This is a genomic window from Paenibacillus sp. FSL E2-0201, from assembly GCF_037963325.1.
In the GTDB taxonomy this organism is placed as follows: domain Bacteria; phylum Bacillota; class Bacilli; order Paenibacillales; family Paenibacillaceae; genus Paenibacillus_AQ.
In genome coordinates this window covers 3,517,976-3,533,297 of the sequence record NZ_CP150154.1, presented here as the reverse complement: position 1 = coordinate 3,533,297, position 15,322 = coordinate 3,517,976, and the positions used below count along the sequence as shown (strand labels likewise).

Here is a 15,322-nt window from a genome sequence, read left to right as displayed (position 1 = left end):
TGCAAAACATATAAATGGAATTATAATGAAGGAGCAGCTGGACAGATGAGTTGGAGGAGGGAAGCCTTTTTTGAGAAATAGCTTTCATTCCATTCACCATCGATTGTTTTTGCTGTTTCTTTTTTGTATGTCTAGCATTCTATTAATTGTGAGTCTACTCTATTACAACCGGACAACCGTACAGTTTCATGAAAAAATAAGCGATTTGTCGCAGAAAAATGTCGCTCAGACGGCGGATCTATTCAGCTTGCTGTACAAGGGGTATGACAGTCTCTCTAAATCACTCAGCAATAACTTTGAATTAATACGTCTGATAAATGAAACAAGCAATGAGCCCGCTGTAGCCTATATCAATGAACAGACGATTACAAATATTCTCGGCGCTATATTTTATTCTCGGGATGATCTTGTTGGTATCCATGTCATTACAGATAAAGGTAAGATCTATAATTACGGAAACTATATGAATGTGGTTGATCCCGATTATATGAAGGAAGATTGGTACCATCAGCTGCAGGCTTCCTCCGGTAAAATGGTCTGGCTCGGCGTCTATGAACATTCTCTTATCGATCAAGTGGAGGATAGTCCTGTGTTTGCCTTCGGCCGTCAGATTTACGATCTCAATGAACATAAACCAATTGGCATTGTTCTGTACGAAACGAATCCGAAGCCTGTTCTAGATGCGCTTGATAATGTGAAGCTGGGTGAGCATAGCCAGGTGTATTTAATGTCGCAGGATGGGCGATTCGTATCCTCTGCCGAAGATCAGGAACCTGATTTAACTCAGCTACCGTCTTTGCAGAACTCCCAGAATGTTGTGGTCGAACAGACAGCCAATCGTCTGCTTGTCGCTTCTAAACTGTCCTTCTCCGGTTGGTGGGTGCTTAGTATCACTCCTAATCGTGATCTAAATGTTGAGTTGGTAGAGATGAAACGTTATCTGTTCATTGTATTTTCGATTCTTGTTCTCGTCTCTACTTTGATAGCTTCTATTGTTTCACGAACGATTTCTTTGCCGCTTAAAAAGGTGATTCGAGAGATGAAGCAAGTGGAGATCGGTAATTTTCGGGGAATGGTGAATGTTTCATCTTATCAAGAGATTAATATTCTTGTTGCTTCGTTTAATCGGATGGTTCGCCGGATCGAAGAACTAATCGAGCGGGTAAAACTTTCTTCCGTCAGTGAGAAGAATGCTGAGCTTCATGCCTTGCAATCTCAAGTGAACCCACATTTTCTATACAATACTCTGGATATGATTTATTGGATGCTGGATGAGGAAGGGAATGAGCAGCTAGGCGAGCTTGTGCTCTCGTTATCTTCTATGTTTCGGTACAGCAGTCATTGGGAAGTTGACGTAGAAGTCACGCTACGAGAAGAGCTGGAACAAATCGGGCACTATCTAAATATTATTTCTATCCGGCTGGAAGGTCGTCTACGGATTGAGATAAATATAGATGAACGATGGCTTGAGGTTCGCCTTCCCAAGATGACTGTACAACCGGTCATTGAAAATGCTGTAAAACATGGCTTGGAATCGCTCGATCGTCAAGGTATTCTGAAGGTGAGTATACTTGAAGAAACTGGAGTGCTGAACATCGTCGTTCAGGATAATGGCAAAGGTATGGATGCAGAGAAGCTGAATGCATTAGTGGAATCCTTGGATCGGCCATCAACGAAAGAAAATGGAAAAATGGGGATTGGTCTTCAGAATCTACATCAGCGGCTCCAGCATATGTTCGGAGAATCCTATGGGCTTGTGATTCGAAGTTTACCTGGAGAGGGAACCGAGGTTGCTATCGTGCTGCCGATTCCGCAGGAAGGAGAGCGTAGTCGTGAACATTCTCATAGCTGATGATGAACGGGTGATCCGCGAAGGGATCAAGCGTACTATAAGAAGTATTTATCCAGATTATTGTGTACATGTTGCAGCGTCAACAGAAGAAGCTGTCAAGATTATGGAGGAACACTCCATTCATATCGTCTTAACAGATATCCTTATGCCCGGTATGAATGGCTTGGAGTTCATGAGGATTTCTAAGCGGAGGTATCCTTATGTCAAATGGGTAGTCATCTCTGCTCATAGTGAGTTTGCTTACGCGCAGGAGGCTGTTCGTCTTGGGGCGAGAGATTATTTACTTAAACCGATCGGAAAAAGTAAGCTACTTGAGATTATCAGTAACTTAACGCAAGAAATTGAGCAGGATCGTAAGCTCATTAAAGATGAAGACCGATTAAGGTCAAGTCTGAAATTTTTAAGAGAAGGTGTGTTTCAGAGACTCGCATCTGGCTTTAATCTCGGTAATTTAGATATCAGTCAATTGATAGAAGATCATCAGTATTTCTACTTAATTTTGCTGCAAATGGATGCGGGTGATAAAAACGTTCGAATAGAACATTTTATTGTTGAAAACGTGTTAACTGAGCTGATAGAGCGAGACGGGAGCGGGTTTGTGGTCAGCTACGATCGACAGAGTTTGCTGGGCTTAATCACCTTAAGGGAAGAGGCGCGATTAGAAGCTTTTCTGGATGATGGGCGGACATATTTGAAGCAATACTTAAAAATACCCTTCCAAATGATTCATTCCGGACTTAGCTATGATATAAATTCTGTCCCCCAGCTCGTAACGAGCTTAAGAGAGGCCGCGAATTCGCAAGTATTGGATTTAACACCTGCGAAAGGAAGCGGTGAAAAAGCCATCGACATCGCATTGCAATATGTAAAGGAACACTATTACGAAGACCTCAGTTTGGAAAAGATTTCGTCTGTTGTATTTTTGAATCCGGTCTACTTTAGTCAATTATTCAAACAGAAAACGGGTCAGGGGTATAAGGAGTACGTTACATCTTTACGATTAGAGCAAGCGAAGCTGCTGTTAGTGAATTCGAAGCTTAAGGTGGCAGAAATCGCTGAACGTATTGGATATCAGGACATGCGACATTTTACACAGATGTTTCGCAAGCGGTTCCTCTTAACTCCGACGGAATATCGTCAGCAGCTTCACAAAGGAGCATACTAAATTATCCATAGGTTAAGCAAAAGGATCTCAACAGCCATTCGGTGGGCTACAGAGATCCTTTTATGTGTGGATTAGTAAGAGGGGTAACTGGCTGCTGCGTATACAAACAAAAGAAAAAGTAAAATTAATATGGCGTAAAGTAGAGTGCCGACAATACCACATACCAAACCCGCGATAGCTAAACCTCTTCCTTGCTCATACCGTATCCGAATTTCCTATAGGGAGAGGGCAGAAAGTATAATTGCTACAATCCCTAACAAAAATCCGATATAAGGAACGATTATGGAGAGGACACCTAAGACGAATCCGGCAATTGACTTGCCATTCATTGGCGTTGGTAGGGGCGGCGGTGGGAAATAGTTTTGATGCTCGTTCGGTTGGTAGCTCATTCAAATCACCTCCAATCAAGCAAGTTATTGGATGTAGTTAATCCAGTGTTCAAGCTGTACACAAGGAACGAGTCCAATGGATTCAGCTAATCCGATGGACGCATGATTGATTTCAAGCACATGATAGCGTGGAATAAATCCACGTTCTAGTGTTTCTTGTAGGGCTGTTCGGACCACCTTTTTCGCGTACCCATTTCTTTGAGCGGATTCTAAAGTATGTACTGCACCGATTTCCCAAATGGTCTCTTCATTACGGAACGCTAAGCAAGTACTGACTGGATTGTTCCCAAGGAAGATTGACACGGAAAAAGCACCAGTTTGAAAATAGTCTTCTATTTCGTCTTTAGTGTAATGATTAGCAGCCCACAGCGGAAGTAATCTTTCATCAACCGCATGACTGATAACAACTTCTTTGTCTTTCGGAAAGATTTGTCCCTCCGTTGTACTATATGAGTAGAACCCTCGGACTTTCTCCATTGAAAAATGTGAAGATAATGCCTCCCTGTACCTCAGATCTTGCAGTTTAAAAACAAACTTTGCTTGCGAAGGCAGCAGCTGAAATAGAGCCGGAAATACATCTGGGCTGCTGTAATCCATAAATACGATGTAATCCGCTTGAGGATATACTCTATGATCATATGCGTAGGCTGAGGCAGGAAGAAGCAATAAAACGCCCCATTGATCTCCTTGCTCTAACAGATGCGTCTTCATGACTTCTTGAAATGAGGTCATCATTTTTAACAAACTGACATTCTTCAATGGTTCCTTGCGCAATTTGAGCAAAATTCGGTCATTCTGGTTCATGTTATTTACTCCTCGCTCTATGTATTTCACTTTATATTGTACTTATGTAGATAATGTATTTTGGAATGATTATTAAATCGCAGAAAGACGTTAGCTTGACAGTGACTGCTATAATGTATTAGGAAAATAAAGCTTGCTGTTTGATGCAGCATACGTAATCGGAGGCACAGAATTTCATGACACAATCTATCACACCCGCTGCAGTTCGTTTAGGAGGAGGCCTAACCAAGCAATTCATACTTATATTAGCCATTGCATCTGGTTTAAGCGTCGCAAATATGTATTACAATCAGCCCCTTCTGGCCGATATCGGACGAACTTTTCAAGCTTCATCTAACGCAGTAGGATATGTATCGATGCTCACTCAGATCGGTTATGCGCTAGGGATGTTACTCTTTGTTCCGTTAGGCGACATTCGTGAACGAAGATCATTAATTTCGGGACTTTTAATTGCTGTATCCTTGTCACTGGTTGGTTTCGCCACAGCCCAAAACCTAGTCTGGATGTATATCGCCAGTTTTGCTATTGGCATAACTACGGTAGTACCGCAGGTCATCATTCCGCTCTCAGCAGAGCTCGCTTTGCCAGAAGAACGAGGTAAAGTTATTGGAACCGTAATGAGCGGGTTGTTTTTTGGCATTTTGCTGGCAAGAACAATATCCGGAATTATAGGTGATATGTTCGGCTGGAGAGCGATGTACTGGATTGCTGCAGTTATAATGCTATTGTTATCTCTTATCTTATACCAACTAATTCCAAAGACGAAACCAGAAAATAATTCATCCTACACGGATCTACTGAAATCAATGGGAAATTTGATTCGTAGATATTCGACGTTACGTGAAGCATCACTGATTGGGGCTTGCATGTTTGGTGGCTTCAGTGTGTTTTGGACTTCACTGGCATTCTTTCTGGAAGGAGAACCTTACCACTACAGTAGTTCTATCACAGGATTGTTTGGGTTAATTGGTGTAGCAGGTGCTGCGGGTGCTCCATTTATCGGGAGGTTAGCCGACAGGATCGCTCCGAAGAAGATTGTAGGTATACTGCTATTGCTTACATTGATTGCTTACGGATTCTTCGGTTTAGCTGGAATTACAATCTGGAGCTTGATTGCCGGCGTTATTATTCTGGATCTTGGAGTACAAGGGTCACAGGTTAGTAACCAAACGCGGATCTATGCACTTGAGCCCGCGGCACGCAGCCGTATTAATACTGTTTTTATGGTCAGTACTTTTACAGGTGGCGCAATTGGATCAACACTAGGAAGCTTTGCATGGCAGCATTGGGGCTGGAGTGGTGTCTGCTTGATGGGTGGAATGCTAATTGTAGCCGCTTTATGCATATGGTTAGTCTATAGAGGAATTGAGAAGAAGGCATTACACACAGGAGGTGCATAAGTATCGCTCAGAAGACGAAAGTCGTAGAAGTTGTCCCGTATGACCCAGAGTGGAAGGTAGAGTTCAATAAAATTAGAGATCAGTTGTTATCTTATGTCGGAGATCTCATTATTACGATTGAACATGTGGGCAGCACCTCCATTGAAGGACTCGCTGCTAAACCTATCATAGATCTTGATCTTGTAATGGATAGTTACGAAGTATTCCCACAAATCATTGAACGATTACAACTGCATGGATATGAACATCAAGGGAACTTGGGAATAGAGGGCAGAGAAGCCTTCAAAAGACGTCAAGCGGATGAATTTATGAAATATCATCTGTATGTATGCCCTAAGAATGGAAAAGGGTACTTGGAGCATATCGCATTCAGAGACTATCTTCGTTCGAATGTGCCTGCGCGTCAAGCGTACGCAGAGCTCAAACAGCGTTTGGCAGAGCAATACCGCTACGATATTGATGCTTACTGTGAAGCGAAGACAGCGTTTGTCACCTCGATTTTATCCAAAGTCATAAAATAACCCATGAGCAATCATGTACCAGAACGAAGATGATATCGAAATTCACTGGGGGACATGCCGCTCCACTTACGGAACTGCTTGGAGAAATATAACGCATCATTAAAACCGACCGAAGAGGATATCTGGTCAATGGTGAGCGTTCCTCCAAGCAGTTCCTTTGCTTTATCCATGCGAACCTTTAACAAATACTGCTTGGGTGACATCCCGATCTTTTGTTTAAAAGCCTTAGAGAGATGAGCTCTATGATAGCCAAGAGAGGAGGCCATATGGTCAATACTGATCTGTTGATGAAACTGGAGGGTGATCCAGCGGATCGCTTGATCGATCTGACGGTCGATAACATCCGGTAATTGTGCTGATTGTGAGGGTAGGGAACATATGTTCTCTATGCCGAATTTGTGCACCAGAAGACGCAACCACCCAGAAGCCTCTAAGCTCTCCAGACGTGGATAGGCAGACTGTTGAAAGGAAAACCGAATATGTTCATACAAGTTATGTATCTCTATTAGGTTATCTAAGTGTATTAACGGCTTATCCGGTGTAATCCCCGCTTCCTTTAATAGCTGTTGAACGGCATCCCCTTGCAAGGCGACCCATACGTAAGTCCATGGATCATTCCTGTCTGCCTGATAGCTGAATAATGAACCTGGAAAAATAACAAAGGTATCTCCTTTAACACAGACCCTCGAGTTACTTTCACTCTCAAACACACCTTTTCCATCAATAACGGTATGAATAAGGCAATAATCGTGAACAGATAGACCTATCTTATGTCCGGGGAGCGGTTTGCCTTCTCCGCTGAACAATACGGAAAGATCAGGATCATAAGGCGCTAGATTAAATCCTTCAGTAAAAAGATAATGCTCTGAAGCCATTTGCTTCCGACCTCCTACAAGAGATTTGAACTACAATTAGAGTATAGGATGGATCAGTGAAATGCAACAAATATCCATATATGAATTGTATTTCTCCATACTCTTTGAGATCGCTCTCATTTATAGTAAATATTGAAGAGAGAAGAAGGGGAGCCTCTAATATTCCAGTGTTTATAAGGGAAAATCATTACGATTAAAGAATGGATAGAGATGCTGAACCCGAAGAACTCACAATCTAAGGAGGAATATTTCATATGTCCAAAATTACATTTATCGGAGCGGGTAGTACTGTATTTGCAAAGAATGTTTTAGGAGATTGCATGAGAACTCCAGCCCTTCAAGGCTTTGAGCTTGCCCTATATGATATTGATCTTCAGCGCCTGAAAGATTCCGAGAATATGCTGAGTAATATAAAAGCAAGTAGTGGCAGCACTTGTATCGTGAAATCTTATACAGATCGTAAAGAAGCATTGCGCGGAGCGAAATATGTGATTAATGCAATTCAGGTCGGGGGTTACGACCCTTGTACCATTACAGATTTTGAAATTCCGAAAAAATATGGCTTGCGTCAGACGATTGCAGACACGGTTGGTATTGGCGGCATCTTCCGTAACTTGCGTACTATACCTGTCATGCTTGATTTTGCTGCAGATGTAAGAGAGGTTTGCCCAGATGCACTCTTTATGAACTACACGAACCCAATGGCAGTACTGACCAATGTGATGAACACTTATGGTGGTGTAAAGACTGTGGGTTTATGTCATAGTGTACAGCATTGTATTCCAGGCTTATTTGAGCATCTAGAACTGGATCAGACTGGTGTACAGGCTAAGATTGCCGGGATTAACCATATGGCTTGGCTACTCGAGGTTACGAAGGACGGAGAGGACTTATATCCGGAAATCAAACGACGCGCTGCCGAGAAGCAGAAAGAGCACCACGGGGATATGGTTCGTTATGAAATGATGCTCAAATTTGGTTATTACATTACAGAGTCTTCGGAACATAACGCAGAATATCATCCTTATTTTATTAAACGCAATTACCCTGAGCTTATTGAACGGTTTCAAATTCCGCTCGACGAGTATCCGCGCCGCTGTGTAGATCAAATTGAACGCTGGCAGCATATGCGTGAAGAACTGGTGAATAACAAAGAGCTTGAGCATGAACGTTCACATGAATACGCGTCCTACATCATGGAAGCGATCGAAACGAATGTGCCTTTCAAAATAGGCGGTAATGTTATGAATACCGGACTCATCACCAATTTGCCGAAAGAAGCCTGTGTTGAAGTCCCATGCCTAGTAGACAGCAGTGGTGTTACGCCAACCTTCGTAGGAGATCTTCCTCCACAGTGCGCCGCACTGAATCGTACGAACATTAATACACAATTGTTAACGATCGAAGCAGCGATTACTCATAAGAAGGAGCATATTTATCACGCAGCCATGCTTGATCCGCACACTGCCGCTGAATTATCGATGGATGACATTACAAATATGTGTGATGAACTAATCACAGCTCATGGAGATTGGTTGCCGGCGTATAAATAAATTGCATATTTCTAAAATTTTAAAGCCTAAAGCCTGAGAAATCAGGCTTTTTTTGCTTAACTGTCTAGGACAACTGGGGTACATCGGAATACACATATATGGACACCTAAATGCGGAGGTGAAGCGTAATGATCATTGAGAATTATACCCTAGCATCGTCCACATCCCATGCTACCCCTTATTATGTGATCAGAGGAATGCTCCCTGGTCCTGTGTTCATGGTGGTGTCCGGCATACACGGGAATGAAACGGCAAGCATTCGTGCCGCTCAAAACCTCGTGAATCGCTTGAGACAAGGAGAACTATATATTTACCGAGGTATTCTTATTATAGTCCCTCTCATGAATCAAAAAGCTTATCGCAAACGAATTCGAGGCGTGCCGGATTTGAACCGAACGTTTCCACGCACTCGGAATGCTCCTGCCAAACATCCTTTATCCGTAGCCTTACTTCAATTAGTACGGCGGTATCGACCCACCTGGTACCTTGATCTCCATGAAGCTAATGGTTTGTCTCAAAGAAATCCTAAGCGACTCGGACAGACTATTATCATTAAGCCGGGGAGCCGAGGTACGGCTACAGCAAGACGGATCATAAGAGACATTAACCGTACGATTGCAAATCCATCCTATCATTTTAATATCCGGTTACGAGAGCGACCCGGCTCGTCACGTGCAGCCGTCTCCCGTATTTTAGGGGCGAAGGCATTTACTGTGGAAACCTGCTGGAGTCTTGATCGTGATCTTCGCATTCGCTATCAGATAGACATTGTTAGCCGTTTTTTAAGAAGCGCTGGGTTGATGTGATGATGATTAGATACGCTGAATGCCAAGCAAGCTGACCCTAAGTTCATGGGAATCGGCTTGTTTTTGTGGGCTTGAAAGATCATTGACAACAATGAGTATAGTGTATATATTACATATATACATTGAACACACATAAACTAGGAGTGAGGGCACGAGTTCATGAACATATTGATATCCAACACTTCCGGTGAACCCATCTATGCTCAGATTGTAAGTCAGATCCGCCAGATGATCCTACAAGGAGAGTTAGTTTCAGGTACGCCTTTACCTTCTATTCGGCTGTTAGCCAAAGAGCTGCAGATTAGCGTAATCACAACTAAACGAGCTTACGAAGAACTGGAGAGAGAAGGCCTTATCAATTCCATTGTGGGGAAAGGTTCCTTTGTTTCTGGTGCAGATCAGGAGTTTATTCGGGAACAGCGGCTACGGATTATGGAGAACAAAATGAAGGAGATTATCGACGAGAGTAAAATGTTAGGAATTGATTTTGCTGAGTTCAGTGAGATGTTGAAATTGCTGTATGAGGAGGAAACAGAATGAACGATGTCATTCAATTGAATCAAATATCTAAAAAATATGGCCATTTTAGCCTATGCGAACTTACGTTCGGTATCAAGGAAGGATATATAACGGGGCTAATTGGACCCAATGGGGCAGGGAAAACAACTTTAATTAAAATGATGATGGGTATGGTACAACCTGATCAAGGAAATATCGAGATTTTTGGCAAAGAAACGTCTATAAAGAATGCAGAGTACAAAGATCGAATTGGGTATGTTTCCGATGAGAACTACTTTTACGATCAATTAACCATCGATCAGATGAGTAAGATGATTGCCCCCTTTTATAGTCAGTGGGATAAAGAGACTTATAGGAAATACATAGAGATGTTCAAGCTTTCCCCACGGAAAAAGATTAAGGAGCTCTCTAAAGGAATGAAAATGAAGTATTCGCTCGCCATTGCTTTATCACACGGTGCAGATCTGCTCATCATGGATGAACCTACTGCAGGTCTTGACCCCATATTCCGAAGAGAGCTGCTTGATCTGCTTAGTGAGCATATCCAGGATGAGAAGAAATCTATTCTTTTCTCCACGCATAACACGACTGATTTGGACCGGATAGCGGATTATATTGTTTTTGTGAATGAGGGGCGGCTAGTTTTTAATGAGATGAAAGAATCTCTACCTAATAAATATATGCTGGTAAAAGGCAACAAGGAGTTGCTTGATCGAGATGTGAGGAAGTGCTTCATTGGGATTAGAGAGACGGCACTTGGTTTTGAGGGGCTTCTAAACAACAATTCTGAGGAGGCGCGATATTTTCAAGATCAAGCGATATGCGAAATACCTACCTTGGAAGAAATCATGTATTTTACGGTAAAAGGAAGCGCTTTGCATGTCTAAGCTCTATTTGCTGATTCGAAAAGACTTTATTCTACTGCGGAATTTCATGCCTTTATTTCTTTTGAGTTTCTTGTTCGTTGCATATGTGCAAATGGATAGCTTCAATATGTTTGCTGCATTTCAAGTTTTATTGCTGCTTGTGTATTCCTGTTCTATAGATACACAAAATCTTTACAGAAAATTTGTTATGGGACTACCAGTAAGTCGGCAAGAGGTTGTCTTGGCTAAATACTTATCACTGATTCCTTATAGTTTCATCGGTTTGGGTTGCTCATTAGTGTTGTGTCTGATCTCCGGTCTATCTGGATATTCCATTGGCTCTGACTACTGGATGGCGCTAGTACTGACATTATTTATGATCCCTTTAGCTGCGTCTATTTATTTGCCGATCCATTATTGGCTTGGTTACAAGAACTATCACTTTAATATTCTTTTTAATGTAGTTGTAACGATAACCACGATAAGTGCTGGAGCTTCACTCACTAATTCATCATTTTTCTTAACAATGACCCACACAAAGCTGCTGGATCATCTGGTGCAGATAGGCTTGATAGGGATAGTTTATCTATTCATCTTGTACATCTCATATAAGATTTCACTACGATTGTTTAGCAGGGAAGAATTATAAGCTAAGGAGGACTTATAGTGTATCATTCATTTTATCTTATTCGAAAAGACTTCATTCTTCTGCGTAAACTTCTGATGCTCCTAATCCCTTTCTTTATTTTTATAGCGTACTCGAACTATCATAGCTTCAGTTTATTTACGGTAATGCCACCCATGCTGTTGTTGATAAGTTCTTGTTCAATGGATACTCAGCAGATGACGCAACGGTTCCTCGTTAATCTCCCTGTACGGAGACAAGAGCTTGTCCGTGCCAAATACTTCTCAATCCTTCCGTATGCTCTTGTTGGGCTGGCAGCAACTGCTTTTACCTATCTCCTGATTATTATGACAGGTAAAGAGGTAACCCCTCATTTTTGGCAAGAGGTTGGCATTACGATAGCCATTTTCCCACTCCTGGCCATGCTTTATTTACCGATCCATTACTGGCTAGGGGCTAAAGGAGCACAAGTGGTAAATCTCGTTTTTATGATGATTATAATGGTTGGTCCGAACGTGATCGGTAGTTTGCTTCAATGGTTTCCGGACCTAGAGAACTGGCAGAGTTTTGGCGTGAAGTCTAGCTTTATTCCTTATATCGTACTAGGACTTGCTTACGTGTTCTTACTCAGCTGTTCTTATCTCATTTCATTGCGGATTTTTGAGAAGAAGGATCTGTGATTTTAATGATTTGAGATTTAGGCAGAATTCATATACCATTATCACTACAAAGATAAAACAGTAGGGGAAAGGTATACAACCAATGCCTAAAATGATTTATAGTTTTCGTACAAAAATGATTATGCTGCTGATGGCCAGTATGCTAGTATCCGGTGGGATAACCTTTTTAATCTATAAGGCGCTCCAGCGATATTATCACTCTGAGGTGAAATTTGAGAACCCGCTAACCAAAATTCGCTATGTAATAAGAGATATTGGAGATGTGAATACATTTTTAATTATCTTTATACCACTAGCCATTCTATTCTTCTTCTTATTTACTAAGCCGTATGCCAAATACTTCAGGGAAATTTCTAAGGGAATTCATCAGCTAGCGTCAGGTGATTTCACAGAACGAGTGGTTATACCCTCCAAAGATGAATTTGGAATGATTGGACAAGATCTCAATTTAGCCATTGAGAATTTGCAAGAAGCTATTGAGCGGGGAGACATTGCCGAGAGCAGTAAAGATCAGCTCGTGTTGAATCTGGCACATGATCTGCGGACACCCCTAACCTCGGTTATTGGCTATTTGGATCTTATTTTAAGGGACGATGAATTAACTACTGAACAAAAGAAACATTACACGACGATTGCTTATACCAAATCTCAGCGTTTAGAAAAATTGATCGATGAGCTGTTTGAAATTACAAGAATGAACTATGGCAAGCTTAAGCTTGAGAAATCCTCGATTGATCTCAGTGAGCTTCTCTTACAATTAAATGAAGAATTATATCCAGTCTTTGAGAAAAACGGTCTAACCTCCAGATTGGATATGACACAATCTTTGAAGATATACGGCGACGGGGAATTGTTAGCACGTGTATTTGAGAACCTTCTTACGAATGCGTCCCGATACGGAAGCGATGGTCAATTTATTGATATTCATGGTTACTTTGACGCTAACGAGGTAGTCGTTGAGGTGATTAACTATGGTAATTGTATTGAGCCGGAAGAGCTGCCACGTATTTTTGATATGTTTTACACGGGTGATCGTGCACGATCACATCCAACAGGAAGCACGGGACTTGGTTTGTTTATTACTAAGAATATAGTAGAGCAGCATAATGGAACTGTATCTGCACATAGCAGTGTGGTGCGGACAATCTTTGAAGTGAGACTCCCGAAAAACAGTAATTGAAGACCACTTCTATACCATGAAGTGCCATCCTGAAGAGGATTCGTTGGTGGGTGATATCTAAAAATCATCAACCTTTGAAATCCTCTTAAAAACATGATATAATTAGCATGCTAATAAATTTGCAAGATCGTTCGGGGGAACAAGCTGTGATTGAAGATGAGATAAGAGAACTACTGGATAGAATTTCTGCGGAAATGCGTAGAGATTATGCAGCGCTGCTTAGAGAACTTAATCTTCATGTGGGCCAAGAACAGTTACTATGCCGGTTATGGAGATCAGATGGAATGACACAGATCCAGTTAAGCGAAAGTCTGAATTGTGAGCCTCCAACCATTACAAATATGGTGAAATCACTTGAAAATCATGGGTTTGTTGTTCGAAAAAGAGATCCTGAAGATGGCAGAGTAAGCCGAGTGTATCTAACTCCAGCCGGGCGTAATCTCTGTGAACCTGTGGAACGTATATGGAATAAGCAACTGGATAAATTATTAACAGGAATTCTACCCGAAGAACGTTTATTATTAAGAAGGCTTATGAAACAAATGGCGAATAATTTATCTTAACATGGAACTGCGCATCACATCCATTAGCAAGCTAATCAAAACTTAGAAAAGAGGAATATAGATGATTAACAGTTTGACTCGTATTAACGAACTAGCCAGGAAAGAACGTGAAGAAGGCCTGACAAAAAGTGAATGGGTCGAGCAGATCGCTTTGCGTGAAGATTACCTACGTGAAATACGTGGACAAGTTCGTAACAGTCTTTCAGGAGTGACGATTGTAGATCCTGAGGGAAATGATGTTACGCCTGAAAAGATTCGTTTATCGCGTAAAGAAAGCTTGAACTAATCCTTATCTAATGAAGTGAATGTACACCTTTAGAATATCGTTGAATGGTCCTTTGGGCTAATCAGCGAATCTCTAAAGGTGTTTTTTTGTTATCCATGAACGGAATAGGGAACATAATTATAACAGTTATCTTAACGGAATCTTAATTGAATTTCGTTAGCTGATGCTGAAAGTTAAGGTCCAATTAATCTTGTGTTTCACAGGATCTAAGACTGCATTGCTACAATGAAATGGACAGATGAGAAGAAATAAATAAGTGGGGGAGCGGGATTTAACAGATGAAAAAGGCATTTTTCTTTTTACTTAAAGCAATTGGAGTAATAGCCATAGCTATAGTGCTATTTCTAGCCATTGTTTTTACAGTCAATGTGATCTGCAACAAATTGGAGAAAAGTAAAATCGAGCCCTATGGTCAGCTTGTACCTGTAGACGGGAAGAACATGAACGTCACGATTCATGGAAATGGTGAAGAGACGGTCGTATTATTACCAGGATACGGAACTGCAGCGCCAGGTATTGATTTTAAGCCATTAGTTGACGAGTTATCTCCATTTTACAGAGTGGTTGTCATTGAGCCTTTTGGTTATGGGTTAAGTGATATCACTGAAAAAGAACGAAGTATTGAAAATATTGTGAGTGAAGTACATGAATGCTTGCAACAATTAAATATAGACCGTTATATTCTGATGGGGCACTCTATATCCGGAATTTACAGTCTAGACTATGTGAACAAATACAAAAACGAAGTTAGTGCATTCGTGGGGATTGACAGCAGTGTACCGGCACAAGGAGCAGGCGAGGAGCTTCCAACTGCAGCCTTAAAATCACTTAAACAATCAGGCATCTTCAGATTGCTGGTTAAACTCTCGCCTGATCAAATCATTACACCACCAGGTGTTGATGATGAAACCAAAGAGCAAAATAGGATGATTACGCTTAAAAACATGATGAACCCAAACATCATTAGCGAAGCAGATCATTTCCCGAGCAACTTCAATGTCGCTGAAACTTTAAAGTTCCCCAAAGATCTGCCTGTAATCTTCTTCTTAGTAAAAGATAATTCGGATGTTGAAGGCTGGGAAGCTTTACATGAAGAACAGATCAAAGATTCTTTACATGGGAAGATGCTGCTGCTTGAAGGCGATCATTATTTACACCATACTAAATCGAAAGAAATCGTGGAGAATTTCAGAAGCTTCATGAGTGAAATAAAATAAGAGTGAATGAGAAAACGTCGA

Annotated in this window: 17 protein-coding genes; 14 read left to right on the top strand and 3 right to left on the bottom strand. The window is 41.4% G+C overall.

Annotated elements, in window-relative coordinates; all coding sequences use genetic code 11:
- Positions 1-70 precede the first annotated feature (70 nt).
- Positions 71-1,852, top strand: a complete 1,782-nt coding sequence (locus tag NSU15_RS15905; RefSeq protein ID WP_339286669.1) for a sensor histidine kinase — start codon at positions 71-73, stop codon at positions 1,850-1,852.
- Complete coding sequence (locus NSU15_RS15900) at positions 1,833-3,017, top strand: response regulator (RefSeq protein WP_339286667.1); 1,185 nt, start codon at positions 1,833-1,835, stop codon at positions 3,015-3,017. Before NSU15_RS15905 ends, NSU15_RS15900 begins: the two co-directional genes overlap by 20 nt.
- 215 nt (positions 3,018-3,232) lie before the next feature.
- On the opposite strand, the gene NSU15_RS15895 is transcribed toward NSU15_RS15900, so the two are convergent.
- Together NSU15_RS15895 and NSU15_RS15890 are read right to left on the bottom strand one after the other, a co-directional pair.
- Positions 3,233-3,406 (bottom strand): hypothetical protein, encoded by a 174-nt coding sequence (locus NSU15_RS15895; protein WP_339286666.1) that lies wholly within the window; start codon positions 3,404-3,406, stop codon positions 3,233-3,235.
- A 24-nt stretch (positions 3,407-3,430) separates the two neighbouring features.
- Complete coding sequence (locus NSU15_RS15890) at positions 3,431-4,210, bottom strand: GNAT family N-acetyltransferase (protein WP_339286664.1); 780 nt, start codon at positions 4,208-4,210, stop codon at positions 3,431-3,433.
- 176 nt (positions 4,211-4,386) lie between these two features.
- Between NSU15_RS15890 and NSU15_RS15885 the strand changes: the two genes are divergently transcribed.
- Both NSU15_RS15885 and NSU15_RS15880 read left to right on the top strand, forming a co-directional pair.
- Positions 4,387-5,610 (top strand): MFS transporter, encoded by a 1,224-nt coding sequence (locus tag NSU15_RS15885; protein ID WP_339286662.1) that lies wholly within the window; start codon positions 4,387-4,389, stop codon positions 5,608-5,610.
- Entirely contained in the window at positions 5,589-6,131 is a 543-nt protein-coding gene (locus tag NSU15_RS15880) for a GrpB family protein (protein ID WP_339291367.1), read from the top strand. The genes NSU15_RS15885 and NSU15_RS15880 overlap by 22 nt, the downstream gene beginning before the upstream one ends.
- An 11-nt stretch (positions 6,132-6,142) precedes the next feature.
- On the opposite strand, the gene NSU15_RS15875 is transcribed toward NSU15_RS15880, so the two are convergent.
- Positions 6,143-7,006, bottom strand: a complete 864-nt coding sequence (locus NSU15_RS15875) for an AraC family transcriptional regulator (protein ID WP_339286660.1) — start codon at positions 7,004-7,006, stop codon at positions 6,143-6,145.
- A gap of 254 nt (positions 7,007-7,260) precedes the next feature.
- Between NSU15_RS15875 and NSU15_RS15870 the strand changes: the two genes are divergently transcribed.
- The 10 genes from NSU15_RS15870 (at position 7,261) to NSU15_RS15825 (ending at position 15,301) form a co-directional block, all read left to right on the top strand.
- Positions 7,261-8,559: an alpha-glucosidase/alpha-galactosidase gene (locus tag NSU15_RS15870; RefSeq protein ID WP_076120542.1), complete on the top strand. Its 1,299-nt coding sequence runs from the start codon at positions 7,261-7,263 to the stop codon at positions 8,557-8,559.
- A 128-nt stretch (positions 8,560-8,687) separates the two neighbouring features.
- Positions 8,688-9,365 carry a succinylglutamate desuccinylase/aspartoacylase family protein gene (locus NSU15_RS15865; RefSeq protein ID WP_339286657.1) on the top strand — a complete coding sequence of 226 codons (678 nt, stop codon included), beginning with the start codon at positions 8,688-8,690 and terminating at the stop codon, positions 9,363-9,365.
- A gap of 159 nt (positions 9,366-9,524) precedes the next feature.
- The gene (locus tag NSU15_RS15860) at positions 9,525-9,905 is read left to right on the top strand and encodes a GntR family transcriptional regulator (RefSeq protein WP_042188506.1); all 381 of its coding nucleotides are present in this window, start codon (positions 9,525-9,527) and stop codon (positions 9,903-9,905) included.
- Positions 9,902-10,771, top strand: a complete 870-nt coding sequence (locus tag NSU15_RS15855; protein ID WP_339286655.1) for an ABC transporter ATP-binding protein — start codon at positions 9,902-9,904, stop codon at positions 10,769-10,771. The genes NSU15_RS15860 and NSU15_RS15855 overlap by 4 nt, the downstream gene beginning before the upstream one ends.
- Positions 10,764-11,399: an ABC-2 transporter permease gene (locus NSU15_RS15850; RefSeq protein WP_339286653.1), complete on the top strand. Its 636-nt coding sequence runs from the start codon at positions 10,764-10,766 to the stop codon at positions 11,397-11,399. The genes NSU15_RS15855 and NSU15_RS15850 overlap by 8 nt, the downstream gene beginning before the upstream one ends.
- Before the next feature lie 17 nt (positions 11,400-11,416).
- Entirely contained in the window at positions 11,417-12,055 is a 639-nt protein-coding gene (locus NSU15_RS15845) for an ABC-2 transporter permease (protein ID WP_339286651.1), read from the top strand.
- Between the two features lie 82 nt (positions 12,056-12,137).
- Complete coding sequence (locus NSU15_RS15840) at positions 12,138-13,235, top strand: HAMP domain-containing sensor histidine kinase (protein WP_339286649.1); 1,098 nt, start codon at positions 12,138-12,140, stop codon at positions 13,233-13,235.
- Positions 13,236-13,342: 107 nt separating this feature from the next.
- Positions 13,343-13,798, top strand: coding sequence for a MarR family transcriptional regulator (locus tag NSU15_RS15835; protein WP_339286647.1), 456 nt, complete (start codon positions 13,343-13,345; stop codon positions 13,796-13,798).
- Positions 13,799-13,859: 61 nt separating this feature from the next.
- Entirely contained in the window at positions 13,860-14,084 is a 225-nt protein-coding gene (locus NSU15_RS15830) for a DUF896 domain-containing protein (RefSeq protein ID WP_042128064.1), read from the top strand.
- Between the two features lie 278 nt (positions 14,085-14,362).
- Positions 14,363-15,301, top strand: a complete 939-nt coding sequence (locus tag NSU15_RS15825) for an alpha/beta hydrolase (protein WP_339286644.1) — start codon at positions 14,363-14,365, stop codon at positions 15,299-15,301.
- The last annotated feature ends 21 nt before the right edge of the window (positions 15,302-15,322 follow it).